23 protein-coding genes are annotated in these 26,524 nt (G+C 69.3%); 11 read left to right on the top strand and 12 right to left on the bottom strand.

Annotated features, from left to right (window positions below; translation table 11 throughout):
- Positions 1 to 62: 62 nt before the first annotated feature.
- From GA707_RS01620 to GA707_RS01610, 3 genes are all read left to right on the top strand, one after another.
- Positions 63 to 1,157 carry a CoA ester lyase gene (locus tag GA707_RS01620; RefSeq protein WP_152176665.1) on the top strand — a complete coding sequence of 365 codons (1,095 nt, stop codon included), beginning with the start codon at positions 63 to 65 and terminating at the stop codon, positions 1,155 to 1,157.
- Positions 1,154 to 2,044, top strand: a complete 891-nt coding sequence (locus tag GA707_RS01615) for a CoA ester lyase (RefSeq protein ID WP_152176664.1) — start codon at positions 1,154 to 1,156, stop codon at positions 2,042 to 2,044. Before GA707_RS01620 ends, GA707_RS01615 begins: the two co-directional genes overlap by 4 nt.
- 114 nt (positions 2,045 to 2,158) lie before the next feature.
- Positions 2,159 to 2,854, top strand: a complete 696-nt coding sequence (locus GA707_RS01610; protein WP_152176663.1) for a L,D-transpeptidase family protein — start codon at positions 2,159 to 2,161, stop codon at positions 2,852 to 2,854.
- Here the strand turns inward: GA707_RS01610 and GA707_RS01605 are convergent.
- From GA707_RS01605 to GA707_RS01595, 3 genes are read right to left on the bottom strand one after another with little or no spacing between them, the layout of a single operon-like run.
- Positions 2,844 to 4,535, bottom strand: a complete 1,692-nt coding sequence (locus tag GA707_RS01605) for a cation:proton antiporter (RefSeq protein ID WP_152176662.1) — start codon at positions 4,533 to 4,535, stop codon at positions 2,844 to 2,846. The two genes, GA707_RS01610 and GA707_RS01605, sit on opposite strands and share 11 nt — an antisense overlap.
- A gap of 12 nt (positions 4,536 to 4,547) precedes the next feature.
- Positions 4,548 to 5,582, bottom strand: a complete 1,035-nt coding sequence (locus tag GA707_RS01600) for a Gfo/Idh/MocA family protein (RefSeq protein WP_152176661.1) — start codon at positions 5,580 to 5,582, stop codon at positions 4,548 to 4,550.
- Between the two features lie 13 nt (positions 5,583 to 5,595).
- A complete protein-coding gene (locus tag GA707_RS01595; protein WP_226963457.1) occupies positions 5,596 to 6,444 on the bottom strand; it encodes a serine protein kinase RIO in 849 nt (282 codons plus the stop codon).
- 288 nt (positions 6,445 to 6,732) lie between these two features.
- On the opposite strand from GA707_RS01595, the gene GA707_RS01590 reads away from it, so the two are divergent.
- Positions 6,733 to 7,935, top strand: coding sequence for an acyl-CoA dehydrogenase family protein (locus GA707_RS01590; protein WP_152176660.1), 1,203 nt, complete (start codon positions 6,733 to 6,735; stop codon positions 7,933 to 7,935).
- 42 nt (positions 7,936 to 7,977) lie between these two features.
- Here the strand turns inward: GA707_RS01590 and GA707_RS01585 are convergent, their stop codons facing one another.
- Positions 7,978 to 9,696, bottom strand: coding sequence for a cell wall-binding repeat-containing protein (locus GA707_RS01585; protein ID WP_193315115.1), 1,719 nt, complete (start codon positions 9,694 to 9,696; stop codon positions 7,978 to 7,980).
- 121 nt (positions 9,697 to 9,817) lie between these two features.
- On the opposite strand from GA707_RS01585, the gene GA707_RS01580 reads away from it, so the two are divergent.
- Together GA707_RS01580 and GA707_RS01575 are read left to right on the top strand one after the other, a co-directional pair.
- Positions 9,818 to 10,465 (top strand): general stress protein, encoded by a 648-nt coding sequence (locus GA707_RS01580; protein WP_226963456.1) that lies wholly within the window; start codon positions 9,818 to 9,820, stop codon positions 10,463 to 10,465.
- The gene (locus GA707_RS01575) at positions 10,462 to 11,205 is read left to right on the top strand and encodes a PIG-L deacetylase family protein (protein WP_152176658.1); all 744 of its coding nucleotides are present in this window, start codon (positions 10,462 to 10,464) and stop codon (positions 11,203 to 11,205) included. The genes GA707_RS01580 and GA707_RS01575 overlap by 4 nt, the downstream gene beginning before the upstream one ends.
- 27 nt (positions 11,206 to 11,232) lie before the next feature.
- On the opposite strand, the gene GA707_RS01570 is transcribed toward GA707_RS01575, so the two are convergent.
- The gene (locus tag GA707_RS01570; RefSeq protein ID WP_152176657.1) at positions 11,233 to 12,741 is read right to left on the bottom strand and encodes an aminopeptidase P family protein; all 1,509 of its coding nucleotides are present in this window, start codon (positions 12,739 to 12,741) and stop codon (positions 11,233 to 11,235) included.
- A 178-nt stretch (positions 12,742 to 12,919) separates the two neighbouring features.
- On the opposite strand from GA707_RS01570, the gene GA707_RS01565 reads away from it, so the two are divergent.
- The 3 genes from GA707_RS01565 to GA707_RS01555 all read left to right on the top strand — a co-directional run bounded on the left by GA707_RS01565 (position 12,920) and on the right by GA707_RS01555 (position 16,634).
- Positions 12,920 to 13,738: a PTS sugar transporter subunit IIA gene (locus GA707_RS01565; RefSeq protein WP_152176656.1), complete on the top strand. Its 819-nt coding sequence runs from the start codon at positions 12,920 to 12,922 to the stop codon at positions 13,736 to 13,738.
- Positions 13,739 to 13,749: 11 nt separating this feature from the next.
- Positions 13,750 to 15,294 carry a PTS ascorbate transporter subunit IIC gene (locus GA707_RS01560; RefSeq protein WP_152176655.1) on the top strand — a complete coding sequence of 515 codons (1,545 nt, stop codon included), beginning with the start codon at positions 13,750 to 13,752 and terminating at the stop codon, positions 15,292 to 15,294.
- A 332-nt stretch (positions 15,295 to 15,626) separates the two neighbouring features.
- Complete coding sequence (locus GA707_RS01555; RefSeq protein WP_152176654.1) at positions 15,627 to 16,634, top strand: DUF1648 domain-containing protein; 1,008 nt, start codon at positions 15,627 to 15,629, stop codon at positions 16,632 to 16,634.
- A gap of 241 nt (positions 16,635 to 16,875) precedes the next feature.
- Here GA707_RS01555 and GA707_RS01550 read toward each other — a convergent pair whose 3' ends face one another.
- The 7 genes from GA707_RS01550 to glpK all read right to left on the bottom strand — a co-directional run bounded on the left by GA707_RS01550 (position 16,876) and on the right by glpK (position 24,424).
- Complete coding sequence (locus GA707_RS01550) at positions 16,876 to 18,243, bottom strand: NAD(P)-binding protein (RefSeq protein ID WP_226963455.1); 1,368 nt, start codon at positions 18,241 to 18,243, stop codon at positions 16,876 to 16,878.
- 118 nt (positions 18,244 to 18,361) lie between these two features.
- The gene (locus GA707_RS01545) at positions 18,362 to 18,547 is read right to left on the bottom strand and encodes a hypothetical protein (protein WP_152176653.1); all 186 of its coding nucleotides are present in this window, start codon (positions 18,545 to 18,547) and stop codon (positions 18,362 to 18,364) included.
- A gap of 87 nt (positions 18,548 to 18,634) precedes the next feature.
- Positions 18,635 to 19,825 carry a serine hydrolase gene (locus tag GA707_RS01540; protein ID WP_152176652.1) on the bottom strand — a complete coding sequence of 397 codons (1,191 nt, stop codon included), beginning with the start codon at positions 19,823 to 19,825 and terminating at the stop codon, positions 18,635 to 18,637.
- A 420-nt stretch (positions 19,826 to 20,245) separates the two neighbouring features.
- Positions 20,246 to 20,383: a hypothetical protein gene (locus GA707_RS20670; RefSeq protein WP_193315114.1), complete on the bottom strand. Its 138-nt coding sequence runs from the start codon at positions 20,381 to 20,383 to the stop codon at positions 20,246 to 20,248.
- Positions 20,384 to 20,691: 308 nt separating this feature from the next.
- Positions 20,692 to 21,066 carry a nitroreductase family deazaflavin-dependent oxidoreductase gene (locus tag GA707_RS01535; RefSeq protein WP_152176651.1) on the bottom strand — a complete coding sequence of 125 codons (375 nt, stop codon included), beginning with the start codon at positions 21,064 to 21,066 and terminating at the stop codon, positions 20,692 to 20,694.
- 64 nt (positions 21,067 to 21,130) lie between these two features.
- Positions 21,131 to 22,846, bottom strand: a complete 1,716-nt coding sequence (locus GA707_RS01530; protein WP_152176650.1) for a glycerol-3-phosphate dehydrogenase/oxidase — start codon at positions 22,844 to 22,846, stop codon at positions 21,131 to 21,133.
- Between the two features lie 51 nt (positions 22,847 to 22,897).
- The gene (gene glpK / locus GA707_RS01525) at positions 22,898 to 24,424 is read right to left on the bottom strand and encodes a glycerol kinase GlpK (RefSeq protein WP_152176649.1); all 1,527 of its coding nucleotides are present in this window, start codon (positions 24,422 to 24,424) and stop codon (positions 22,898 to 22,900) included.
- Between the two features lie 118 nt (positions 24,425 to 24,542).
- Here glpK and GA707_RS01520 point away from each other — a divergent pair, with 118 nt between their 5' ends.
- Together GA707_RS01520 and GA707_RS01515 are read left to right on the top strand one after the other, a co-directional pair.
- The gene (locus tag GA707_RS01520) at positions 24,543 to 25,607 is read left to right on the top strand and encodes a MaoC family dehydratase (protein WP_152176648.1); all 1,065 of its coding nucleotides are present in this window, start codon (positions 24,543 to 24,545) and stop codon (positions 25,605 to 25,607) included.
- Positions 25,608 to 25,666: 59 nt separating this feature from the next.
- Positions 25,667 to 26,515, top strand: coding sequence for a PHP domain-containing protein (locus tag GA707_RS01515; protein WP_152176647.1), 849 nt, complete (start codon positions 25,667 to 25,669; stop codon positions 26,513 to 26,515).
- Positions 26,516 to 26,524: the final 9 nt, after the last annotated feature.

The raw sequence follows: 26,524 nt of genomic DNA, 5'->3' as shown, positions 1-26,524 counted from the left end.
GCCCGGCTTCGCTGCTACCGTCGCCCTCGTCACGAGAGCCCCGCCGATCGACAGGTGAGTAGATGCGCAGCGCCAAGGACTTCTTCGCCCCTCTCGCGGTCGGGGCCCCCGTCCCCGTCCGTGAGGTCCCCGCGAGGCCGAGTCGGATGATCCACTTCTTCGACCCGAGCAACCCGAAGATGGCGGCCAAGGTCCCCGAGCTCGTGGGCTCGGTCGACGTCCTCCTCGGCAACCTCGAGGACGCCGTCAAGGCCGAGAACAAGGAGGCCGCGCGCCAGGGTCTCGTCGACATCGCCAGGGCGACGGACTTCGGCGAGCACACCCAGCTGTGGACGAGGGTCAACGCGCTCGACAGCCCATGGGTCCTGGACGACCTCACGACCCTCGTCACCGAGATCGGCGACCGCCTCGACGTCGTCATGGTGCCCAAGGTGCAGGGTCCGGAGGACATCCACTACGTCGACCGGCTGCTCGCCCAGCTCGAGGCACGGGCGGGGCTGACCCGGCCGATCCTCGTGCACGCGATCCTCGAGACGGCCCGAGGGATGGCCAACGTCGAGGCGATCTGCGGGGCGAGCCCGCGGATGCAGGGCATCAGCCTCGGTCCGGCCGACCTGGCGGCCGATCGGAGGATGAAGACGACCCGGGTGGGCGGGGGACACCCGGGATATCTCGTCCGGCAGGACCCGCCGCGGCTGGCGGACGGCACCGGCGACGTGGGGGCCGAGCGTGCCGTCTTCCAGCAGGACCTCTGGCACTACACCATCGCCCGCATGGTCGACGCCTGTGCGATGCACGGGATCTTCCCGTACTACGGTCCGTTCGGCGACATCAAGGACGTCGTCGCCTGTGAGGACCAGTTCCGCAACGCCTTCCTCCTGGGGTGCGTCGGCACGTGGACCCTCCACCCGGTCCAGATCGAGATCGCCAAGCGCGTCTTCAGCCCCTCGGCCGAGGACGTCGCGCATGCGCGCCGAGTGAAGGCGGCCATGGGGGACGGGACCGGCGCGGTCATGCTCGACGGCAAGATGGAGGACGACGCAAGCCTCAAGCAGTGCCTGGTCATCCTCGAGCTGGCGGACCGTCTTGCGGCCAACGACCCGGAGCTCGCCGAGCTGTATGCGACGCCCGCCTCGGACGACGAGGTGCCGGCATGAGCGGCGCCGGTGCGAGCGAGGCGAGCACCGCATACGTTCCTCGCAGGTCGGTGCTCTATATGCCGGCCTCGAACGAGCGGGCCCTCGAGAAGGCCAAGACCCTGCCGGTCGACGGGCTCATCCTCGACCTCGAGGACGCCGTGGGGCCGATGGACAAGCCGACCGCCAGGGACAACGCCTGCGCGGCGGCTCAGTCCGGGGAGTACGGACACCGTGAGGTCACCATCCGCGTCAACGGCATGGGGACCGACTGGCACGACGCCGACCTCGAGGCCGCCTGCGCGGCCGGGCCCGACGGGATCGTGGTCCCGAAGGTCAACAGCGCCAAGGAGGTCAAGCACCTGGTCACCGCGATGGTTCGCTACGGCGCGCCGGAGCGGACCCGGCTGTGGGCGATGATCGAGACCCCCGAGGCGATCTTCAACGTCCGCAAGATCGCGAAGGCCTCGGACCGGCTCGCGGTCCTCGTCATGGGGACGAATGACCTGGTCAAAGAGCTGCAGGCGCACCACGTGCCGCGGCGGACGCCCTTGCTTACCGCCTTGTCGTGGTCCCTCCTGGCCGCCCGCCGGTCGGGGATCGCGATCCTCGACGGTGTCTACAACGACGTGCGCGACGCCGACGGGTTCGCCGCCGAGTGCGCCCAGGGCAGGGACATGGGCTTCGACGGCAAGACGCTCATCCACCCCGGCCAGGTCGAGGTCTGCAACGCCACCTTCGCCCCGGACGAGGCTGCCGTCGAGGAGGCACGCGGCATCATCGCCGCCTGGGACGAGGGCGCCGGAACCGGCGTCGTCACGTACAACGGCAGGATGATCGAGAACCTCCACGTGGACATCGCCCGCCGGGTGCTCGCGACGTACGAGGCGATCGCCGCTCGCGCCTGAACGGACCGCTCGGTGACTTCGCTCACCGCTCGGTGCCGTCTGTGCACCGATCGCGGCCGTTGCGCGTCCTTGGTGTGAGAGTCGCTCCGCCCATCACGCGAGGAGGCGGTGGTCATGAGAGTGACACGACGAGAGGTCCTCACCGGACTGGCCGCGGGGGCAGTGTTCGGGCTGGCGCAGGCCGCCGGCGCGCCCCAGGCGATGGCCGCCCGGCCCGTGCTGCGCAGGGGGTCGACGGGCAGCGCTGTCGTGACCCTGCAACGGCGACTGGCGGCCCTCGGGTACTGGTGCGGTAGCGCCGACGGGGTGTTCGGGCACCTCACCCAGCAGGCCGTCTGGGCTGTCCAGAAGGTCGCCGGGCTGGCTCGCGACGGCGTCGTCGGTCCGCTCACGTGGGCGGCACTCGATGCAGGCAAACGCCCGACCCCGCGGTACCGCTCCGGGACGCACCTCGAGGTGGACAAGGGGCGCCAGATCCTCATGGTCGTCGTCTCCGGAGCCTTGAGCATGACGCTGAACACGAGCACCGGCAGTGGTGAGCGCTACCACTCGGACGGCCGGTGGAAGACCGCCTACACCCCCACCGGGACGTACTCGATCTACTCGCGGTACACCAGCGGCTGGCAGACCGGCCCGCTGGGCAGCATGTGGCGGCCGGCCTACTGGTACAGGGGTTGGGCGCTGCACGGCTCGACCAGCATCCCGCCCTATCCCGCATCGCACGGATGTGTCCGCGTCTCGACCTCGGCGATGAACACGCTGTACTCCCGCGGGCTCGTTCCCGTCGGTCGTCGGATCATCATCTACTGACGCCGCCATCGAGTCCTGAGGCCGTCGACCGACCGAGGCTCACCCACCGCCCGGGGGCGGGGTCGTCCTCGGATCCCGTGGTCGGCGCAGGCGACGGCCCGAAGCGGGCCGCGTCGACCGCCCGGTCCGCGAGTGACTGCCCGGCGCCGTCGTAGACCTGGAACGCGGTGTCCGCCCCCAGGTTGAGGATGCGGTCGCGTTCGTCGTCGAAGCGGGAGATGGCGGCGACCGTGCCGCGGAAGCCGCGGGCCCGGAGCTGGTGCAGGGCGGCGACGTTGGATCCGTGGAACGGCATCGCGAGGACGGCCAGCCGGACCTGTGGATGGCGTCGGCACCGCGCCCAGAAGTCGGGGTCGGTGGCGTCGCCCTGGATCGCGTTGATACCCATGGCGCGAACGTGGTCCGCACGCTCGGCGTCGATCTCGATGCCGATCGGCCGCATGCCGTGCGACTCCGCCAGGCGCAGGTACGCCGCTCGCCCGACGCGCCCGAGGCCCAGGACGATCGCATCGGCCGGTCCGATGTCGATCGGGCGGTCGTCCTCGACGATCCGCTCCAGCGGCCGGTCCGGCACCCGAGCGGTGGCCCATTCGGCGATCTCCGGTGCACGGTGGCCGAGCAGAGTGGAGAACACGAAGCTGAGAGCGACGGCGAGAGAGATCACGACGAGCCACTCGCTGTCGAGGAGGTCGGTCTCGACGCCGACGGTGGCGATGATGAGGGCGAACTCCGAGTCGTTCGCCAGCGCGAGCGCGGACAGCATCGCGGTCCTGGTCCGCAGTCCCTGCCATCGCAGGAGCACTACGTAGGCCACCGTCTGCAGCGGAATGAAGGCCACCAGAGCAGCGGCGACGAGGAGGTGATCGAGGCCGACGACCCCTTCGATGGAGAAGCCGATGGAGACGAAGAACCCGACGAGGAAGAGGTTCTTCACCGACCACATGGCTTGGGAGAGCTCGAGGGCTCGTGCGTGGCGACCGAGGATGACACCGATGACGAGCGCGCCCAGGTCGCCCTTGATCCCCACCGCATCGAAAAGGACATAGCCGGGCAGGAGAGCGCAGGTCGTGCCGAAGACGATCATCAGCTCACCGTGCGAGATCCGGTCCAGCAGTCTGTGCAGCAGCCATGCCACCGGGACCAGTCCGAGCAGCGCCAGGGCCCAGGGCGAAGGGCTCTCGGCTCCGGAGAGGGTGATGAAGGCGACCGCCGCGATGTCCTGGATGACCAGGATGCCGATCGCGATGCGTCCGAACAGGGACTGACCCTGGTTCTGCTCCTCGAGGAGCTTGACGACCAGAACGGTGCTGGAGAACGACAGGGCGAAGGCCACGAGGACGAAAATGCTCAGATCGAGTCCGGCGAGCAGCCCCGCGCCGACGGCGCCCACCGCCAGCAGGACAGCGCTGACGACGGCGACGCTCGTGGCCATGTGCACCGTGGCCGTGAGCCACACCTCACGCCGGATGAGGGTCTGCGGGTTGATCTTCAGGCCGATGCTGAACAGCAGCAGGGTGACCCCGAGCTCGGCGATCGTCTCCAGACCGACAGGCGGAAGCAGACCGACTGCCTTGAGCGCGAACCCAGCCGCGAGGAAGCCGAGCAGTGGAGGCAGGTGCAGCCGCATCGCGACCATCCCGAGTCCCAGCGCCGTGGCGAGGGTGAGGGCGAGCTGGAGCATCCGATCAACTCCTCACTCTCCTGGATACACCACCGAGAGACGGGCCCGAGCGTCGTCCATGAGCGACATCACACGGCGGGTCGCCTCGTGCGGCATCGACGGAGACTCCATTTCCCCCGCCGTCACCGTGCGGACGAACTCGGCGGCCTGGTAGGCGAACCCCTGGGGACTCCCCGCCGGGTCGGGCGCGATCTCGTCCAGGACCGCTCCGTCGGACGCGATGAGCCGCACAGTGGTCGGAGCATAGAACCGGCCGGCCAGCTCCAGGCGGCCGGCGGTGCCGACGACCCGGGCTGCGCACGGAGTCGCCGCGGCCATCGTCGAGCAGGCCCGGACGAGGACGCCGCCCGGTGTCCGCGCGATGAGCTGGACCGTGGCGTCGACGCCGAGATCGGTGAGGGTGCCGTCCACCTGGACGTCCCGCAGCGGTCCGAGGACCATGTCGAGGAACGAGAGCGGATAGACACCGAGATCGAGCAGAGACCCGCCCGCCAGAGCGGGGTCGGCCAGGCGGCGCGGACCGTCGGGCCAGAGGCGTTGACCATGGTCGGCCTCGACGAGGACCAGATCCCCGAGAACGCCCGAGTCGACCGTGCGCCGCACCACGTCGTAGTGCGGCAGGTATCGGCTCCACATCGCCTCCGCGACGAGCAGACCTCTCGAGCGGCCCGCCTCGAGCACCTCATCGGCCTCCGAGAGGTTGCGGGTGAAGGCCTTCTCGACGAGCACCGGTTTGCCGGCCTCCAGTGCGAGAAGCGCATGGGTGCGGTGCTCGCTGTGCGGTGAGGCGACGTAGACCGCGTCGACCCGGTCGTCGGCCACCAGGTCCGCATACGAGCCGTATGCGGTGCTCACCTCGTGCAGTGCGGCGAACGCCGCCGCCCGGTCGCCGTCGCGGGAGCCGACCGCCACCACGGACGAGCGGGTGTCCCGCGCGACCGCGGTGGCGAACGTGTTGGCGATCCCGCCCGGCGCGAGGATCCCCCACTGTAGGGTTGGAGCCTCTATCGGGTCCGGCACTCCCGACGGCTGCAGGAGGGCTGCCATACCCTGACGATAGTCACGACGACGTGGCCGCCGCGACGAGATCGCCGAACAGCATCTCGGCGTCGACGTCCAGCCCGCGGCCGCTGAACCAGCGGCAGATGTTCAGACAGTCCCGATGTAGGAAGTCGAAGCCCTGTGGGTTGCCGATGACGTCGACGATCTGGGGCCAGTCGATCAGCACGAGACGGTCCTCGTGAAGGAGGACGTTGTAGGCAGACAGGTCGCCGTGCGTCCACCCCATGCCCGCGAGGCGCAGGACAGCATCACGGAGCTGTTCGAACAGGTCGGCCAAGAGCGCCGGACCGGGACGGGTCTGGGCGAGCCGTGGTGCGGCGACGCCGTCCGAGCTGCCGATGAACTCCATGAGCATCTCGTTGCCGTCGAGCTGGACCGGATAGGGCACCGGCAGGCCGTGTCCGTGCAACTGGGCCAGCGCCGTGAACTCGGCGCCGGCCCACTGACCGGAGACGAGCTCCTTGCCGAACTCGGTGCGCCTGGCCATGGCCCGCATCTCGCGGCTGCGCCGGACGCGGCGACCCTCGAGATAGCCGGCGTCGCGGTGGAACATGCGGTGCTTGTTGGAGCGGAACCGCTTGGCGGCCATGAGCACGTCCCGCTCGGGGTCGGCGGTGGTGGCGGGCAGCCACCGGCGCACGAGGTGGACGTCGGCCTCCTTGCCGGACTTCAGGACGCCCAGGTCGGCGTCGACGGCTCCGAGGTCGGTGATGACCCAGTCGGGTCTGGGTTTCGGGCCGTGCATGGCGCCGTCCCAGGAGGACCAGCGCTCGCCCTCCGGCGGGGCGTCAGGGAACGAGTCGAGCGCGAAGGACGACGCGCTCGGCGGAGTGTGGTGTGAGGTCACGGTGAGGGATCTCCATCGGACGAGGTGAAGTGGTGCGGGTCGAGATGGTCTGCTCGACGGTCATCGTCGTCCTCCCTTCGTGCCTGCGCGGGCCGGGTGCCGTGCGCGTGGACCCAGTGTGCCGGGTCCGTTCCCGCGCCGCCACGCATTTATCGAGCCCGGGACATGAAGCCGTAGGTGGAAGACCCGGGGTGGGGCGACTCACACCCGATCGGGGTGCCGACCCCGGATGTGCGGGCGGCATACTCGACTCGTCCCCCCACCCCATGCGATAGGCGGCGATCACGCGTGTCCCGACTCCAGACCACAGACGGACTCACCGAGGAGCAGACCGAGCTGATCAAGCTGGTCCGTGAGTTCGTCGACGAGCAGATCCTGCCGGTCGCCACCGAGCTCGAGCACAAGGACGAGTACCCGACCGAGATCGTCGAGGGCATGAAGGAGATGGGGATCTTCGGGCTGATGATCCCGGAGGAGTACGGCGGCCTCGGTGAGTCGCTCCTGACGTATGCGCTGGTCGTCGAGGAGATCGCGCGCGGCTGGATGTCGGTGTCGGGGATCATCAACACCCACTTCATCGTCGCCTACATGGTGCTGCAGCACGGCACCGAGGAGCAGAAGCAGCACTACCTGCCCAAGATGGCCACCGGCGAGATCCGCGGTGCCTTCTCCATGAGCGAGCCAGGCCTCGGATCCGACGTCTCCGCCATCCGGACGAAGGCCGTGCGCCAGGGAGAGAGCGACGACTGGGTCATCGACGGGCAGAAGATGTGGCTGACCAACGGGGGATCGGCCAACCTCGTCGCGGTCCTGGTCAAGACCGACCTCGGTGAGAAGAGCGTCTACAAGAACATGACGACCTTCCTCGTCGACAAGGAGTCCGGCTTCGGTGAGACCGCCCAGGGCGTCACCGTGCCGGGCAAGATCGACAAGATGGGCTACAAGGGGGTCGACACCACCGAGCTCGTCTTCAGCGGCCACCGCACGACGACCGCCCAGATCCTCGGTGGGGTGCCGGGCAAGGGCTTCTACCAGATGATGGACGGCGTCGAGGTGGGCCGCGTCAACGTCGCGGCGCGGGCCTGCGGCCTGGCCCGTCGGGCCTTCGAGCTCGGCATCCGGTACGCCCAGCAGCGGGAGACCTTCGGCAAGAAGATCGCCGAGCACCAGGGCATCCTGTTCCGGCTCGCCGACATGGCGACGCGCGTCGAGGCCAGCCACCAGATGATGGTCAAGGCAGCGCGACTAAAGGACTCCGGCCAGCGCAACGACCTCGAGGCCGGGATGGCGAAGTACCTGGCCGCGGAGAATTGCGCCAACGTCGTCGAGCAGTCCTTCCGCATCCACGGTGGCTACGGCTACTCCAAGGAGTACGAGATCGAGCGGCTCTACCGCGAGGCTCCCATGCTTCTCATCGGCGAGGGCACCGCCGAGATCCAGAAGATGATCATCGGGCGGCGCCTCCTCGAAGACTACGCGCTCAAAGGCTGAACGCGTCTGAGCCCCTGAGCGCGCGGTCCTGGGACGGCGCGATCACCCGTCGCGCATGTCGGACACGGTGGTCATGGTGTAGCCGGCGGCTCGCAGGGTGGACACGATCGTCGGCAGCGCCTCGTAGGTGTGGTATCCGCCCAGGTGCGCGAGGATGATCGTTCCGCTGGCCGGAAGTGGCGACGTGGCCCGCGAGATGATCTGCTCGGTGGTCGTCGCGGTGCTCCAGTCGATGGTGTCCCGGCTCCACATCACCGTCTTGGTGTAGCCCACTCCGGCGGCGATGCTGCGGACGGTGGTGTTGTACGACCCGTACGGCGGTCGCCAGTACGGCCGGATCGGCATCCCGCCGCTCAGCGATTGCAGGGTCGGCTCGGCGCCGGCGATCTCCGAACGGATGAAGGTCGTGGTCAGGGGCACCGCGCAGGGGGCCGACGTCGGCGACCCGCCGCCACCGAGGACGAGGTCACAGTGGTGCACTGTGTGGTTACCGACCTCGAAGAGCTCGGGATGGGCCGCGATCCGGGCCATCACCGCTCGACCCTCCGTGGTAGCTGCCATGACGGAGGTGGGGAAGAAGGTCGTGCACACCTGGTTCGCCGTCAGATAGTCGACGATCGAGGTCGCCCCGTCCAGTCGTCCGCCCATGTCGAGGGTGAAGGCCACCTTGGGCGAGGTCGTCCCGGGTATCAGGGTCAGCACCTCGGAGGTCGTCGGAGTCACCGCCCGCGCGGACCAGCAGACACCGCGGACCCGCTGGACGTCCTGCGCGACGCCGATTCCCACCACCTGGGTGGCGCCGAGCAGGTACGCCGTTCGCGGCGCCAGCCGCTCGATCTCGGCGGGCACGTCCGTCGGCAGGCGATCCGTCGTCGTGAGCAGGACGGGACCGCGGACCACAGCGGCTGCGGCACCGGCCGAGATCGCGTCGGGGAAGTTCAGCCCGGTCGCGACCATGACGCCCGGGCGGTCGGTGCCGAAGAAGCGGGCCGAGATCGCCGTCGCGGTGGCGTAGCGGGTGGATCCGGCGAGCCGCTCGACGGTCGCGATCTGGTTGAGCTCGTTCGCCACGGCAGTCGTGATGGCAAGGTCGCCGCCGAGCACGATGATGCGGCTCGGTCCGAGACGTTCCAGCTCGGCTCGGGTGCTCGCGGTCAGGATGGTGTTCTGGGTGAGGAGAACCGGGGCGGACATGACGGCCGCCGCGGCGCCGCCGGCGAGGGCGTCGGGGAAGTTCTCGCCGGTCGCGACGAAGGCCAGCGCCGCTCCGCCGGGGAAGCCGCTCGCAGACAGCGCCGCCGCGGTCGCGTAGCGGTCCGGTCCTGCGACGCGGGTGACGGTTCCGGTGGTGAGCCCACGCAGTTCGGCGACCACCGCATCGGAGACCGCCGTCGGGCCACCGGTGACGACGATCCGGCCAGGACTCAGGCGCAGCAGCTCGGTGCGAGTCGCTGCCGGCAGTGAGGTGGCGGTGGTCAGCAGGACCGGTCCTCCCCAGCGGGCGGCGGCGGGTGCGGCGGCCAGTCCGTCGGGGTAGTTCACTCCGGTCGAGATCACCGCAACGGGGACCCCCGGGGCGAAGAAGCGTCGACTGATCGCAGCGGCCGTCGCGTACCGGTCCGCTCCGGCCAGTCGTTCGATCGTGAAGGCGAGATCACCGGTGACCGCTGCAGCCGCCGGTGCGGCTGCCCCGGAGGTGGAGCCGAGTGCGCACAGGAGCACGGGGAGAAGGAGAAGGACGAGAAGGCGGCGAGGTCGCATGATGGTTCCCTTCGGGATCGCAGGGTCACGGCCCTGTTCACCCCGCTGACGCCCGAGGCCGCCGCTCGGTTGACGGATGTCGGGTGGGTGTGACCGAACCGATCTCTGCGAGACTGGGGTCATGAGCATGTCCTCGCCGGCCGGCCGCGTGCCGCAGAGCCGACTCACCCTCGAGTACCCGATGTCCCTGGGGGTCTTCGACACGTACGAGGAGGCCCAGAAGGCTGTCGACTACCTGTCGGACAAGCAGTTCCCCGTCGAGAACGTGCTCATCGTGGGCACCGACCTCAGACAGCTCGAACGCGTCACCGGGCGCCTGACGCGGTCGAAGGTCGCAGCCGGAGGGGCGATATCCGGAGCGTGGCTCGGCGCGTTCGTCGGGCTGATCTTCGCGTTGTTCGCGCAGGACGGCTTCGCGCTGGTACGGGTCGTCCTGACCATGGCGTTCGGTGCGCTCTTCGGCCTCGTCTGGGCGCTCGTCGGGTACCAGGTCACGGGGGGCAACCGCGACTTCATGTCGATCTCGCAGGTGGTGGCCACGCGCTACGAGGTGCTCACCGAGCACAAGCACGTCGCCAGGGCCCGCGAGCTGCTTCATGAGATGGACCCCATGCGGGCTGCGGAGGAGCAGGCCGCGCGGGCCCGAGAGGCCGCCATCCGGGCCTCCCAGGCCCAGCAGACGCAGTCGCCGCAGCCTCCTCCGCCGGCTCCGTATCCACCCGGGCAGCAACCGCCGCCCGGGCAGTCGTCGACCTGGAGGTCGTCATGAGCCAGGCTCCCGCCCAGAGCATCCCTCCGCTGGAGGACCAGGACATCGAGCGAGTGCTCTGCGTCGTGGCCCATCCGGACGACATCGAGTACGGCCTCTCCGCGGCGGTCCACCGCTGGACCGGATCGGGCAAGAGCGTGTCGTACTTCCTCCTCACCCGCGGCGAGGCCGGCATCGCGACGATGTCCCCTGATGAGGCCGGCCCGGTCCGCGAGGCGGAGGAGGTCGAGAGCGCGCGGATCGTCGGTGTCGACGACGTGCGCTTCGGCGAGCACCGTGACGGTGCCGTCGAGTTCGGTCTGGCGCTCCGTCGCGACATCGCGCGGGAGATCCGCCGGATCCGGCCCGACCTCGTGGTCGCGCAGAACCATGACGTGCGGTTTCCCGGTGGGCAGCTGAACCAGGCCGACCACCGGGCCGTGGGCCTGGCGACCCTGGACGCCATCGCGGACGCGGGCAACCGCTGGATCTTCCCCGAGCTCGTCGACGAGGGGTTCGAGCCGTGGGAGGGGGTTCGGGTGATCGCCGTCGCGGGCAGTCCCGCCCCGACGCATCACATCGTCGTCGACGACAGCTTCGAGGCGGCCGTCTCGTCGCTCGAGGCGCACACCGCATACAACTCCGCTCTGCCGGACACCTTCCCCTCGCCTCGCGAGCTGCTCGGCCAGATCCTCGGCCAGGGCGGCCGTGCCGCAGGTGTGGAGTATGCGGTGGCCCTGGAGGTCATCGACCGCCGCTGAGCGCCGCCCGCCTCGGGCGACGCCGGGTCAGCCGCGCGAGCGGACCTCGGCGATCCAGGTCTCCACGTCCTCTGCGCGCCGCGGCATGTGCGCCGAGAGGTTCTCGTGGCCGTCCTCGGTGACGAGGACGTCGTCCTCGATCCGCACACCGATCCCGCGGAAGCGTTCCGGGGCCAACAAGTCGTCGGCCTTGAAGTACAGCCCGGGCTCGACCGTGAGGATCATCCCCGGCCGCAGCTCGGCGTCCATGTACTCCTCGCGGGTGGCGAGCGCGCAGTCGTGCACGTCGATGCCGAGGTGGTGGCTCGTGCCGTGCACCATCCACCGGCGGTGGTACTGGCCGTGCTCCTTGTCGAGGGTGTCCTCGACGCTGACGCCGTCCGGGAGCAGACCCCACTCGAACAGGTGCTCGGCGATCACCCGGATCGCGGCGGCGTGCACGTCGCTGAACCTGTTGCCCGGCCGCACGGCCTCGAGACCGGCCTGCTGCGCGGCATACACAGCGTCGTAGATCTCCCGCTGTGCGTCGCTGAAGCGGCCACTCGCGGGGAGGGTCCGGGTGATGTCCGCGGTGTAGAGCGAGTCGACCTCGACTCCGGCGTCCAGCAGGATGAGATCGCCCTCGGCGATGTCGCCGGTGTTCTTGATCCAGTGCAGGGTGTTGGCGTGGTCGCCTGCCGCGCAGATGGAGTCGTACCCGACTCCGTTGCCCTGGTGGCGGGCGTGCAGGCCGAAGACCCCCTCGACCCAGCGCTCGCCGCGGCCCTCGTCGACGGCGCGCTCGAGGTCGGCGATGACAGCCTCGAAACCGGCCCGCGTGGCCTCGACGGCGTCACGCATCTGGTCGATCTCCCACTCGTCCTTGATCATCCGCAGGTGAGACAGCGTGTGAGCGAGGTCGTCGTCCTGCTCGGCCATTCCTTCCTCGGCCTGACCGTGCTCGACCCGGGAGGTGTCCAGCTGCCGGGTGAGGTCGCGGTCGGCGTCCCGAACCATCCGGATCGTGATGTGGCCGGCGTCCTTGACCGCCGCGTCGGCGAACTCGGAGATGTCGCGGGCGCTCAGGCCGAGCTCGGCCTCGATGTCCTCGAGGGAGGGCCGGGCGCCGACCCAGAACTCGCCGTAGCGGTTGTCGTCGAAGAACTCGTCGCTCTCCCGTTCCGCGAGCGGCTTGAAGAAGAGGACCGCCTCGTGTCCGTCCGGGATGCCGTCGTCGGAGAAGCGGGGCTCGAGGACGAGCACCGCGTCCGGCTCGCGGTCGGCTCCGAGTCCGGTGAGGTGGGCGAAGGCGCTGTGCGGACGGAAGACGTAGTCGGTGTCGTTGGAGCGGACCTTCAGGCCGCCGGCGGGGATGATGAGACGCTCTCCCGGGTATGCGGTGCTCACCTTCTCGCGTCGCTCCGCCGCGTAGTCGGCGACGGCGGATCGGTCGGGTCGGCCTGCTGTCCGCGGTGCCCAGCCGCTCTTGACGAACGCGCGGAACTCGTCCGTGGTGAACCGCGCCCGGTTGTCTGCCTTCTTCTGCTCTTCGCTCACCCGCCCATGGTGTCATGTCACCGACCGGGCACCCACCCGCCGACCCGGCGGAGGACCGTGGCCGAGGCGCGCGCGCAAGGCGCGCCCATCTGCCTGGGCTACTCCTGAGTACGGATCCGTCACTACCCACCATGGGCTAACTCCCCGTCGGGAATGGAGCGCTGGATAGGTTCTATGGATGCCTGCCTTGCATGAACTCCTGGCCCAGGACGCCGTCGAGCTCGATGTGGAGGTGGACGGCTGGGAGGGCGCGGTGCGCCATGCCGGGGGTCTGCTCGAACGCTCGGGGGTGGCGGATGAGCGGTACACGCAGGCGATGGTGGACAGTGTGGTGGACAAGGGTCCCTACATCGTCGTTGCGCCTGGCTTCGCCTTCGCCCATGCCAGACCCTCGGACGCCGTGCACAGGACGGGGATGTCGTGGGTCCGGCTGGCCCGACCCGTCGAGTTCGGCCACACCAAGAACGACCCGGTCTCGCTCGTCGTGGCCCTGGCCGCCAAGGACTCCTCTGCGCACCTCGACGCCATGGCCCAGCTCGCCAAGGTGCTTGGAGACACCGAGCGGACGGCTGCCCTCGACGCGGCGACGTCCACCGAGGGGATCAGGGCGGTGCTGTCCGAAGGAACGTCGGTCGAGACCGACGCGACGCCGGTAGGGACGACGGCCTCTGAGTCCGCGTCGGCGTCGGGGGATCAGGCCACCGGCACGACCACCGACAAGATTCTCACGGTGTGCGGAAACGGCCTGGGGACGAGCCTGTTCCTCAAGAACACGCTGGAGCAGGTCCTCAGCACGTGGGGATGGGCGCCGTACATCACCGTCGAGGCTACCGACACGATCTCGGCGCGAGGCAAGGCCAAGGAGGCCGACCTGATCTTCACGTCGGGTGAGATCGCCAGGGCTCTCGGTGAGGTGGGTGTGCCGGTCGAGGTCATCGAGAACTTCACGTCCACCACCGAGATCGACTCCGCGCTCCGCCGGCTCTACGACGTCTGAAGGGACACTTCATGGACATCCTCGTCTCGATCGCGCAGTTCGTCGTCAACGAGATCTTGAGCGTGCCCGCCTTCCTCATCGGCATCATCACGGCCGTCGGGCTGATCGCCCTGCGCAAGTCCGTCGGTCAGGTGATCGGAGGGGCGGTCAAGGCGACGTTGGGCTTCTTGCTCATCGGGGCCGGGGCCACGCTGGTCATCTCATCGCTGTCGCCCCTGGGAACGATGATCCAGGGCGCCACGGGCGCCCAGGGTGTCATTCCCACCAACGAGGCCATCGTCGGAATCGCCCAGGCTCAGTACGGTGCACAGGTCTCCTGGCTCATGATCCTGGGATTCGCCCTCAGCCTCGTCCTGGCCCGCTTCACGCCGCTCCATTACGTCTTCCTGAGCGGACACCACATCCTCTTCATGGCGACCCTGCTGACGATCGTCCTCGCCAGCGCCGGGTACGGCGGGCTCCTCGTGGTCGGCGTCGGCGGCCTCCTCCTGGCGATCCTCATGGTCTCACTTCCCGCCCTCGCCCATCCCTACACCCGCAAGATCACCGGGGATGACTCGATCGCCATCGGTCACTTCGGCACCGCCGGTTACATCGCATCCGGTGCCGTGGGAAGCGCGGTCGGCCGCAAGAGCCGGTCCACCGAGGAGCTCCAGCTTCCCGAGTCGCTGCGCTTCCTGCGCGACTCGATGGTCGCCACCGCGCTGTCGATGGTGCTCATGTACCTCGTGCTCGCCGTTCTGTTCCTCGTCCGTGCAGGCAACGAGACCGCGTTCGCCGCCTTCGACCCGGCAGCGTCGTCGGTCGGCAACTTCTTCATGCTGGCGGTGACCCAGGGCCTCCAGTTCGGCGTCGCCGTTGCGGTCATCCTGTTCGGTGTGCGCACGATCCTGGGCGAGCTCGTGCCCGCATTCCAGGGGATCGCGGCCAGGGTGGTGCCCGGCGCCATTCCGGCTCTGGACGCGCCGATCGTCTTCCCGTATGCCCAGAACGCCGTGCTCGTGGGCTTCATCGCGAGTTTCGTCGGTGGGCTCGTCGGTCTCGCCACGCTCTCCATCTGGCTCGGTCCGCTGCTGGGTCTGGCCCTGATCCTGCCGGGCCTGGTTCCGCACTTCTTCACCGGTGGTGCTGCCGGCGTCTACGGCAACGCGACCGGTGGGCGTCGAGGTGCCATCCTCGGAGGCTTCATCAACGGTCTGCTCATCACCTTCCTGCCGGCCCTTCTGCTTCGGGTGCTGGGCGACTTCGGCGAAGCGAACACGACCTTCGGCGACACAGACTTCGGCTGGTTCGGGATCCTCATCGGGACGGGTGCCGGCGCAGGGTCGTGGATAGGCATCGCGCTCGCCCTCCTGATCGGCGCGGCGCTGCTGGGACTGGCCACGATCGTCCAGCGCAAGGTCGTGGACACCGGGTGGGACCCGTCTCCCGGGCGGGTCACCGCGGCACAGTCCACGCCCACCCCGGGCGGTTCGACCACCACCTCGGCCACCTCGTACGCCAAGATCCGGCCGCCCGCCGGCGCCCCGGCCCCGCCCCCGCCGCCCGCGGGGTGAGCTGGGACGATTCATGGCGGTCCTCTGTCGTGGTGAGGGCCGCGTGGGCCTGCGCGGAGCGAGCTCCTGACGTACGGCGCGGGGTCTCGACCTGTGCAGGTCGTCGGCCCTCCTCGGCTTGGCCGTGCTCGACCCGGGGGGTGTCCAGCTGGAACTCGTCGCTCTCCCGCTCGGCGAGCGGGTTTGAAGAGGCTGGCCTCGTGGCCGTCCGGGTGCCGGCTTCAGCGAAATGGGGCTCGACACCTTCGTCTCCTCTCCACTCACCCGCCCATGGAGTCATGTCACATCGACGGTCGGCCGAGGGTCGGTTCGCCGGTGGCTAAGGTCGAGGTATGGGTGGTGCGAACGAAGATGCGGCCGATCGGTCGCGGTCGGCGCGCCGGCGGGCCGCGTGGGCGGTCTTCCTCTGGCCGCTGATCATTACGGCGACTTCACTGGTGTGGACGTTCTCCTTCCTCGACGAGCTGCCCGAGACCGTCGTGACCCACTGGGGGACGGGTGGGGTGGCGGACGGGTTCACCTCGCGCGAGGCCGCCCCGTGGTACGCCCTCATCGGGCTCGTCATGGGGTGGGCCCTCGGGGCTCTCGTCATCCACCTCGCCCGCCGTGACGCGATGGCCCGCCGCCTGGGTGTGGGTATGTCGGCCGGGACCGCGGCGTTCGTCTCTGGGACGATCGCCGTGACCCTGTGGCACCAGCGCGGCCCGGACGGCACCGCTGACATCTCCAGCGTCGACATGGCCATCACACTCAGCCTTGTCGTCGCCCTCGTCCTCGGGTTCATCGCGGCATGGACCGTTCCGGGGTTGGAGGCGGAGACGACCACGGCGACCGGGCCGGTTCCCGCGGACGCGCCCCGGGTGAACCTGCGGGGGAGGGGTACGGCGTCGTGGTCCGGCACGGCCAGACCGGCCCGGGGCATCTGGCTGCTACTCGTGCTCCTGCCGCTCGCCTTCGTGGGCCTCGCCGCACTCACCCGTACGTACGCCTTCATGGTCTTCAGCGGGGGGCTGGTCATGGTCCTGGTTGTCGCGTTCTCCTTCTACCGGGTAGAGATCGGCGAGGAGGGGCTGGCGATCCGCGGCCTGCTCGGCAGGCCCATGTGGCGCATCCCGCTGTCGGACGTCGAGTATGCGGGGGTAACGACCGTCGACCCGTTGTGGCAGTTCGGCGGCTGGGGGTACCGGATCGGCACGGACGGGCGCACCGGCTTCGTTGTGCGCAAGGGTGAGGCGCTCGAGGTCACCCGAGGTGACGGCGCCCGATGGCTGATCACCGTCGATGGGGCCGAGGAAGCCGCCGGCCTGCTCAACACTCTGGCTGAGAGGGTGCGCCCCTGAGCCGATGACACTCTCTTCCACTCGCACCGACGGTGTTCTCTTCCCCGTCTGAGGGGCCCTCGTCAAGGTCGTGCCCGATCTGCTCGATCTTGTTCTCCACCAGGAGCAGATCCCTCGATCTGTGGGTCCTTTTCGACGGCAAGTCCAACGCATCTCTGCGTCTAGAGCGCAGGTCTGGGTGCCGATGCCGACGAAGGGGCCGTCGTGAATCCCATTCTGGGACGTCTTTCGTCAGGAGAACTCACGCCAGTTCAGTGAGTCGGGCCAGCCCTTGGGGCAGGTGAGATGTCAGGCGTTCGGTCGCGTCGTCCAAAGCGGCGGATGTGGGATGTCCGGGTGGGATTCGTGCGGGGTTGAGTGAGACGTGGTCGGACCATGACCTGATGTCGGGGTCGGCTGAGTAGGCGATGGTGGCCTGGGTGCCGAGGACGTTCATCCGGGCCCACTGAGCGAGGGTGTCGGGGTACGGCGATGGTGTGCAGAGGCGGTTCTTGTCGTCGTCGCGCTCGCGGGTGGCCTCGACGTACCCGGTCAGTGCGGCTCCGAAGCAGGGGAAGCCGGCCCGGACCGGCTGGAGGGTGATCGCATGAGGGCCCCAGAGGGGAACCAGGGGCGGGTACTTGAGGCCGTCGGCGGCGCAGTGCACGACCAGGGCGTCGGCGGCGATGGTGACGGACCCGTCGGCGAAGGTGAGCCTGCCCCGGTCCACGGCCTTCAGGTGACCCCGGCGTAGGACGTGCTCCAGGGTGCGGAGCTGGTCGAGCTCCCAGGTGGCCAGGGTGGGGGTCTTGGCCATCGTCGGCATGACGGCTGGGTCGATGCGGAGCATGACGTCGGCGTCCTCGAGGCGGAGGAAGAGGTCTTCGAGGGAGGCTGCGCCCGCGGCTGCCGCCATGATGTCCGCGGCCATGCCGAGGAAGACCGAGGGCTCGGGCTGGACCTTGGCCCGGTTCAGCATCCAGGGGTCTCGAGGCCGCACCCAGCAGATCGCGTTCGGGTCGACCCCGCGGCTGAGGAGCCAGACGCACGCGTCGGTCGCGGTCTTGCCCGATCCGACGATGACATACTCGCTCGGGGCGTCCTCGAGCCGCGCCAGGGCGTTGACCGGCAGCACCCGGGCGTGTTCGGCGACATCGAACGGGGGCGGCTTCTCGGCTGGGATGCTCGGGGACAGGTAGCAGGCGTCGACGATCCGGCATCGTTTGCCCACCTCGAACGTCTCGCCCGAGATCCGCGAACGCACCGTCCGGTCGCCGAGATAGTCGCTGTTCGGGTAGAACTCGACCCGGTCCGAGTCCAGCATCCGGTGCAGAACCCGGTCGAAGTAGGCCACGATCTCAGCCTGGGTGGCCCGCTCGTGCAGGCCCTCCTCGGGGCCGCGCCGTTGCCGGCCTCCGCCGCCGAGGGCGGTCGACGCAACTCCGTAGAACAGCGACGCCTGATGCAGACGGACGAAGGGGTAGGCCTCCAGCCAGTGCCCGCCGACGCTGTGGCGACGGTCGACCAGGACCACCCGGACGTCGGCGTGATCGATCAGGGCGTCGGTGAAGGCCATTCCCATGGCACCGGCTCCCACCACCAGATAGTCCGCATCGATGGCGCGGGGCACACACCAACGATGCCACTCCGTGAGCTGGAGGTCCATGCCGGGACGACGCTCGCGGGTCCGACCCGTTACCGTCATCGGGCTCGCACAGCGTCAGGGTCCCGGCGCGCGGAGTCGCGCCTCAGCCCGCCGTGCCGTGATCTGGATGCTCCTGCTCCTTGTCAGCCAAGGACTTGTACCGGTCCCTGGTCGGATCGACGAAGCGGTCCTCCCGGGCGTCTCCACCGAGTGAGCTCCTGCGGCGCTCGGTGACGAGGGCGGCGACCGCGACGATGAGGAATATGACGGTCAAGCCGAGGATCCACATGATCGCTCCTAGTGTGTGAGGCGGCGTCGCGGACGGGTGATGACTCCGGGGGTCAGCCGTGGAGATGTCCGCGGTCGCTACGGGGTGTCAGTCGCGCAGCCCCCCGGCGTTGACGAGGTGGCGCACGTAGGGGATGGCGTCGACGGTTGAAGGGGTCAGGATCGCGACGCTGAGCTGGTTGTCGGGGTAGATGGCCAGGACGCTGCGGTAGCCGACGGTGCCGCCCCAGATTCCGTAGCCGTCCAGGCCCCACCGGTAGAAGAACGGTTGACTGAAGTCCACGGTCGCCAGGCCGTAGCGAGGCTCGACGTCCACGAAGTCGGTCAGCTGGGCCACGCTCTCGGGAGTGAGCACGTGTCCGCCGTAGAGTTCGTATCCCCACCGGGCCACCGACAACGCATCGCCGGCGACGCCCTTGGCTGCGGCTTCCGCGCTGGCCGCGGAGCGGAAGGGCAGGTACGGGCGCCCGGTTTGGCCTTCGGGAACGTTCTCGTCCTCGCCGGGGGCCGCGATCGGCTCGGGGAGGCTCTGTTCGTCCTGGTAGGCGAACCGCTCCAAACCGAGCGGGCTCCAAAGGTCTTCGGCTAGTGCTGCACCCGTGGAGCGTCCTGCCGCTTCCTGCACCACGAGCCCGGCCAGGACGTAGTTGGTGGTGTCCTCGTAGAACTCCTCACCAGGCGGGTCGGTGGCCTCCGGCACAGGTTCGAGGAACTGCTCTGCGGACCAGTGCGCGTCCGGGGCGGTGAAGACCGAGGCGTAGGGCTCCGGTCCTGGGTCGGGGATCGCGGCGCGGTGGCCGAGTAGGTGCCTGGTGGTCGCGCCGTTGGCCAGCTGCGGGATCGGCAGGTACGTCGAGGCCGGGACGTCTAGGTCGAGTTTGCCCTGCTCGGCCAGCAGCAGCGCCTCCGCGGCGACGAACGTCTGGGTGATCTGCGCCAGAGCCATGCCGGAGGTCGGTTCCAGCGTCGCGCCTTGCCCGTCCACGCCCACAGCCCCGGTCCATTCGCCCCTCGGGGAGACCACGGCCGCGGTCGCTCCCGGCAGGAACCCGCCATCGACCCATCGCTGCATCTCCGTGATCATGGGTGTCGTGTTCTCGTCCGGGAGCGCCGAGGCCGGCGCGACCGGCCACGGCAGGGCCGTAGGCAACTCGGACACTGTCGGCGAGGGTTCGGTTGTCATGCTGGCGGTGGGCTCGGGATCTGTGCCCGCACCGGTGCAGGCGGTCACGATGAACGCCAACGACAGTCCGATGGTGGCCCGGGTCCATGTCTTCATGGCGACCTCCTGAGCACCAACCAGCGTCTACTCCTCACTTCGGACGCCGGCATCTGGAATCGGGGTGTCGACCCAGGGAGGCCGGGTCGACGGATACGGGGTCCGCTTGGGTCAACCGCCTGCGCCAGGCCAGGTGAAACTGTCGTGACCATGGTCGGAACGGTTCCGCGCGCTCGAGGCGGTGCGATCTCGAGGACCTGACGGACCGCGGCGGCGATCCACAACGACGGCGATCACAATCGCAACGAGAAGGCCGACCACCATCCAGAGCATCATCATTCCCATAGCGGCTCCCACGGCCGGCCCGCCCAGACGACGAGCGATTCCTCAGTGTCCACCCAAGGGGGTCGGCGCGTCTACGGGCGGCCGAGGCGGACAGCAGGACGCCGGGCAGCGACGGCGTCGGCCGGAGATGTGGTCTCAGTCGGCCAGATGGGGGATGCGGCGAGTCTTGTCAGTCGTTCCGGGGCTGCCCTGGTGAACGTGTGGTGAGCCGGGCGCGTCGGCGTCGTCGGTGATCCACCACATGTACCCGTAGCTGCGGTCGTTCGCCTGCACCTGGGCGCTCGTCGACTGCTCCGCCCAGTCGCCGGGCTCCCCTCGGCGGGAAACCGCCGGTGTGGGTGAGGAGCTGGTGCAGTGTCACGGCCGCTGTCGCCCTACTCATCTCAGCCGCCCGCGACGGCAGCAACTCCCCGAGGGTCTCCTGGACGCCGGCGATGCGCTGGTCGTCGACCTCGGACAGATACCGCTCCATCGCAGAGCCGAGCTGCGCGGCCGAGTCCTGGGCCGACATCTCACGGCTGCTCGGTCACGAGCGCGTCCACGAGGCTGACGATCACCTCGCTCTCGGCGATTGGCGTCCTCTACGAGGACACGATGTCCATGCGGAGCAGGGATGACTGGTCGGTGATGGTCGGAGGCGTCTTCGTGGCGGCGGGCAGCAAGGGCCAGACGTCCTTCTTCGCCACCAGCCGTGGCGCGCGCAGCTCGATTTCCGTGCCGTCGACGAGCAGGCGAGCCCGTTGGGCGGACAGGACGTTGCGGACCCAGTCGGTTCGCGGTCCGTACATAGGGATGAAGACGTAGCCGTCGGGCAGACGGTGCGCGTCGAGGGGAGTGCGGTACGTGCGTCCCGAGGACCGGCCGGTATGGATGAGCACCGGCCGGACACCGCGGCGGATCTCGATGGGGTTGAAGACGCGCTTGTTGATCTGGGCCAACCAGCGGGGCAGCGGCATCACGGCTCCTTGCGCCGCCGGCCGGCACCGCGGAGGGCCCCGTGCCGAGCCGGCTGTCGATCGCTCACGAGAGGCTCGTCTCCCGCACCGCCGTGCGCACCTCGTTGCTGCTCTCGTCGTCCGGCATCGTCTGGCTGCTCATCTCCGCCTCGACGCGTCGACGGTACAGGTCGATCTCCCACCGGATCCGCTCTTCGTCCCAGCCGAGCAGGGGCGCCATCAGGCGAGCCGCCGGCTCGGCCGCGGACAACCCCCGGTCCCGGGCCTCGATCGAGATTCGGGTGCGCCGGGTCAGCGCGTCGGTCAGGTGCAGCGCGCCCTCGGAGGCCGCTGCATAGACGAGCTCGACCTTGAGGTGCTCCTCGCCACCGGGCAGGCGCTCACCCAGGGTGGGGTCGGCCTGGATGAGGGCGATCAGCTCCTTGGTCAGCGTGCCGTAGCGCTCGAGCAGGTTCTCGATCGCGACGTCGTCGATGTCGGTGCCCCTGGCGAGGATGTGGGGACGCTCGCTCAGCCAGTCCCAGCCGATGGCCCCGGCCAGCGGGATCTTCTCGGTGATCGACTCCGGCATCTCCTTGCCGAGCTCGGCCAGGGCGAGGTCCACCGCGTCCTTGGCCATGATGCGATACGTCGTGTACTTGCCGCCGGCGACCAGCACCAGACCTGGCGCGGGACAGGCGCAGACGTGCTCGCGGGAGATCTTGGTCGTCGAGGCCGTGTCGTCCGGGTCGGTCGGCGCGATCAGCGGGCGGAGGCCGACGAACACGCCATCGATGTCGTCGCGGGTCAGCGGGGTGACGAGTACCTCGTTGACCGTGTCGAGCAGGTAGTCGATATCGGCGGACGTCGCGGCCGGATGCTGCTTGTCGTACTTCCACGGGGTGTCGGTGGTGCCGACGATCCAGTGCTCGTCCCACGGGATGAGGAACAGCACCGACTTCTCGGTCTTGAAGATCACGCCCGTCTGGGAGTCGATTCGGTCCTTCGGCACGACGAGGTGCACGCCCTTGCTGGCTGCCACCTTGAGCGGGCCGTCGGCGCCCACCATCTGCTGGATCTCGTCGGTCCAGACGCCCGTCGCCGAGATCACATGCCGGGCGTGGATCGTCAGGCGGCGACCGTCGGTGTCGTCGAGCGCCACGACACCGGTGACGCGCCCGGAGTCATCCCGGAGCAGTTCCTCGACCTTGACCCGGTTGGCGACGTGGGCCCCGTGCTGGGCGGCCGTTCTGACCAGCTCCAACACGAAGCGGGCGTCGTCGACCTGTGCGTCGTAGTACTGGATCGCGCCGCTGAGCGCCGAGGGCTTGAGACTGGGCATGAGCTGCAGCGCATTCTTCTTGCGCAGGTGCCGGTGCCGCGGCATCCCCCCGGTCTGGCCCACCCCGAACGCCAGGCCGTCGTACAGAGCGATCCCCGAGCCGACGTAGAACCGCTCCCAGGCCGGCTTCGAGAGCGGATACATGAACGAGACCGGCTGCACGAGGTGGGGTGCGATCTTCGTCAGGAGCAGACCCCGCTCCTGCAGGGCCTCGTGCACGAGACCGAAGTCGAGCATCTCGAGATAGCGCAGACCGCCGTGGATGAGCTTGCTCGAGCGCGAGGACGTGCCACTGGAATAGTCACGCGCCTCGACGAGTCCGGTGGACAGCCCTCGGGTGACGGCGTCGAGCGCAACGCCTCCACCGACCACGCCACCACCGATGACGAGGACGTCGAGAGGCTCATCCGAGGTCATCCGCTCGATGGCGGCGGCCCGCTGGTGGCGGTTGAGGGTCATTCGGTTCGTCCCTTCCGGTCGATCTGCGACATCGACCTGTTCTGGCCGGCGTCAGTCGACGTCGACCCAGTCCAGTGTCCGTTCGACGGCCTTGCGCCAACCGGCGTAGCCGTTCTCCCGCTGCTCGTCGTTCCACGAGGGATCCCAACGGCGCGCCTCGTGCCAGTTCGCCGTGAGCTCGTCGGTACCCGCCCAGACGCCGGCCGCCAGGCCCGCGGCGTAGGCGGCGCCGAGAGCGGTCGTCTCGGCGACGACCGGCTTGCTCACGGGGACACCGAGGATGTCGGCCTGGAGCTGCATGCACAGGTCGTTGGCGGTCACGCCTCCGTCGACGCGCAGCACGTCGAGATCGATCGTGCAGCCGCTGGCCTCGACATCGGCGACCATCGCGTCCGCGACGTCCTTGGTCTGGTAGCAGATCGCCTCGAGGGTCGCCCGGGCGAGGTGGGCGTTGGTGTTGTAGCGCGACATTCCGACGATGGCTCCCCGGGCGTCGCTGCGCCAGTACGGGGCGAACAGGCCGGAGAACGCCGGCACGAAGTACATGCCGCCGGTGTCCTCGACACTGCGGGCGAGCGTCTCGATCTCGCTCGCGCCGCTGATGATGCCGAGCTGGTCGCGCAGCCACTGCACCGCGCTGCCGGTCACGGCGATCGAGCCCTCGAGCGCATACACGGGGTCCTGGTCGCCGAACCGGTAGGCGACGGTCGTCAGGAGGCCGTGCCGACTGCGCACCAGCTCGGTGCCGGTGTTCATGAGCATGAAGTTGCCCGTGCCGTAGGTGTTCTTGGCCATGCCCGGGGTGAAGCACACCTGGCCGACGGTCGCCGCCTGCTGGTCGCCCAGGACGCCCGTGATCGGCACTTCCGCGCCGCGCAGGCCGACCGTCGAGCCGTATGCGGTGGCATGGCTACTCGGGACGATCTCAGGGAGCATGGCGCGCGGGATGCCGAAGAACCCGAGCAGCTCCTCGTCCCAGTCCAAGGTCTGCAGATCCATGAGCATGGTGCGGCTGGCGTTGGTCACGTCGGTGACGTGTCGGCCTCCGTTGGGCCCGCCGGTGAGGTTCCAGACCACCCACGTGTCCGGTGTTCCGAACAGCGCGTCGCCGCTCTCAGCGAGGGCGCGCAGACCATCGACGTTGTCGAGAAGCCACTGCACCTTGCCCGCCGAGAAGTACGGAGCGGGTGGCAGTCCGGCCCGGGTCCGGATCACGTCTCCGCGCCCGTCGGCGTCCAGCGCCTTGGCGATCGAGTCCGTTCGCGTGTCCTGCCAGACGATCGCATTGTGCAGCGGACGGCCCGTGCGCCGGTCCCACACGACGGCGGTCTCGCGCTGGTTGGTGATCCCGATCGCCGCGAGGTCCGACGGGGAGATGCGCGCGCTGGTGAGGACCGACTGGATGACCGTCTCGGTGCGCTCCCAGATCTCCAGGGGGTTGTGCTCGACCCAGCCGGCGCGGGGGAGGATCTGCTCGTGCTCGAGCTGGTGGCGGGCGACCTCACGTCCCTCGACGTCGAACACCATGAAGCGCGTGCTCGTCGTTCCCTGGTCCACGGCGCCCACGAACTCAGCCATATCTCCACCCTAGCCGCGTGCGTGGCGACCGTGAGGAGCCCGGTGTGAGGCACCTGGGTGACCAACCGCATACCGGGGTGGTAGTCGGCGGGCGGACCGCAGCCGTCAGGATGAGTTCATGACGACCCACTCCCTGAAGACCGACGCCGGCCACTTCTTCGAGGACTTCCACGTCGGCCAGGAGCTGCTCCACAGCAGCCCGCGCACCGTCACCACGGGGGATGCGGCGCTCTACACCGCTCTCTACGGTTCGCGCTTCTCGCTCACCTCGGGGGAGACGGTCGCACGGGCCATGGGGCTGGAACGCCTGCCGCTCGACCCCCTCATCGTCTTCCACACCGTGTTCGGCAAGACCGTTCCGCAGGTCTCGCTCAACGCCGTCGCCAACCTCGGCTACGCAGCGTGCCGCTTCACCGCACCCGTGTTCCCCGGAGACACCCTCTCCGCGCGCTCGACGGTCATCGGCGTCAAGGCGAACCGGGACGGCCGGACCGGGGTGGTCTATGTCCACTCCACCGGGACCAACCAGGACGACGGCGTCGTCCTGGACTACGTCCGGTGGGTCATGGTCCGCAAACGGGACGAGGACTCGCCCTCCTCCGAGACGGTCGTCCCCGAGCTGCCGGGAGCCGTCGACGCGGCGGAGCTGATCGTGCCGACCGGACTGAGCGGCGCCGACTACGACACCGCCCTCGGCGGGAGCCCTCACCTGTGGGACGACTACGAGCCGGGGGAGCGGATCGACCACGTCGACGCGATGACCGTCGAAGAGGCCGAGCACATGACGGCGACACGGCTCTGGCACAACACCGCGAAGGTGCACTTCAACCAGCACGTCGAGAGCCAGGGGCGGTTCGGCCGGCGGATCGTCTACGGCGGTCACGTCATCTCGATCGCGCGGGCACTGTCCTACAACGGGTTGGCGAACGCCGTGTGGATCGCCGCGATCAACGGCGGCACGCACAGCAACCCGACCTTCGCCGGGGACACGGTCTACGCCTGGTCGGAGGTGCTCGACCGACTCGAGCTGCCGGGTCGCGACGACCTCGGCGCCTTGCGGATCCGCACGGTCGCGACCAAGGACCGCGCGTGCTCGGACTTCCCGCTCCGGGGCGACGACGGCCGCTACCTCCCGGAGGTCGTCCTCGACCTCGACTACACCGTGCTCATGCCGAGACGCTGAGCCGTGGCGGCGTCCTCCGGTTCGGCACGCGGCGCCGCGTCCTGCCTAGGCTGACGGTCATGGAGATCGACCTGCACACCCACTCCAGTGTCAGCGACGGCACCGAGCCGCCTGCGCAGGTCATCGCCGCCGCCGTCCGGGCCGGTCTCGACGTCGTGGCGCTGACCGACCACGACACCGTCGGTGGGTGGGACGAGGCGGCGGAGGCGGCCGGCGCACTCGGCATCGGGCTCGTGCGCGGCATCGAGGTCTCGTGCCGTCGCGACGGGCGCAGCATCCACCTCCTCGCCTACCTCCCCTCACCCGACGACGCCGACCTCGAACACGAAATGGCCCTTGCGCGGGAGTCGCGACTCACTCGGCTGGACCGGATCGTCGACCGGCTCGTCGCGGACGACGTGCCGATCACGATGGACCAGGTCCGGGCGCAGGTGGCAGAGGGTGCGACGCTCGGCCGGCCGCACCTGGCTGACGCGATGGTCGCAGCCGGTGTCGTGGTCGATCGTGACGAAGCCTTCCGTCGCTATCTGCACGACGGGAGCCCGTACTACGTGAGCCACTACGCGCCGGACCCGGTCCGCGCCGTCGAGATCGTCGTGGCGGCCGGTGGCGCCGCGGTCATCGCGCACCCCTACACCGACCGCCAGCTCCGGGGGGTCACGCCCGAGCTCATCGCCGACCTGGCCGCGGCAGGCTTGCTCGGCATCGAGGTGGACCACCGGGACCACGACGAGGCGGCCCGTCGCGAGCTGCGCGGCCTCGCCGACGAGCTCGGTCTCGTCGTGACGGGATCGAGCGACTACCACGGTGCCGGCAAGTCCAACCTCATCGGTGAGAACCGGACCGACCCGCAGGCGCTCGAGGCGATCCTGGCTGCATGCTGGGGCACCGCATACCTGCCGGCCTGAGCCCGGCCG

Origin of the sequence: Nostocoides sp. F2B08, from assembly GCF_009184895.1 — a bacterium.
Lineage (GTDB): Bacteria > Actinomycetota > Actinomycetes > Actinomycetales > Dermatophilaceae > F2B08.
The sequence above is the reverse complement of the archived record's forward strand: the minus strand, read 5'-3'. Positions and strand labels throughout refer to the sequence as shown.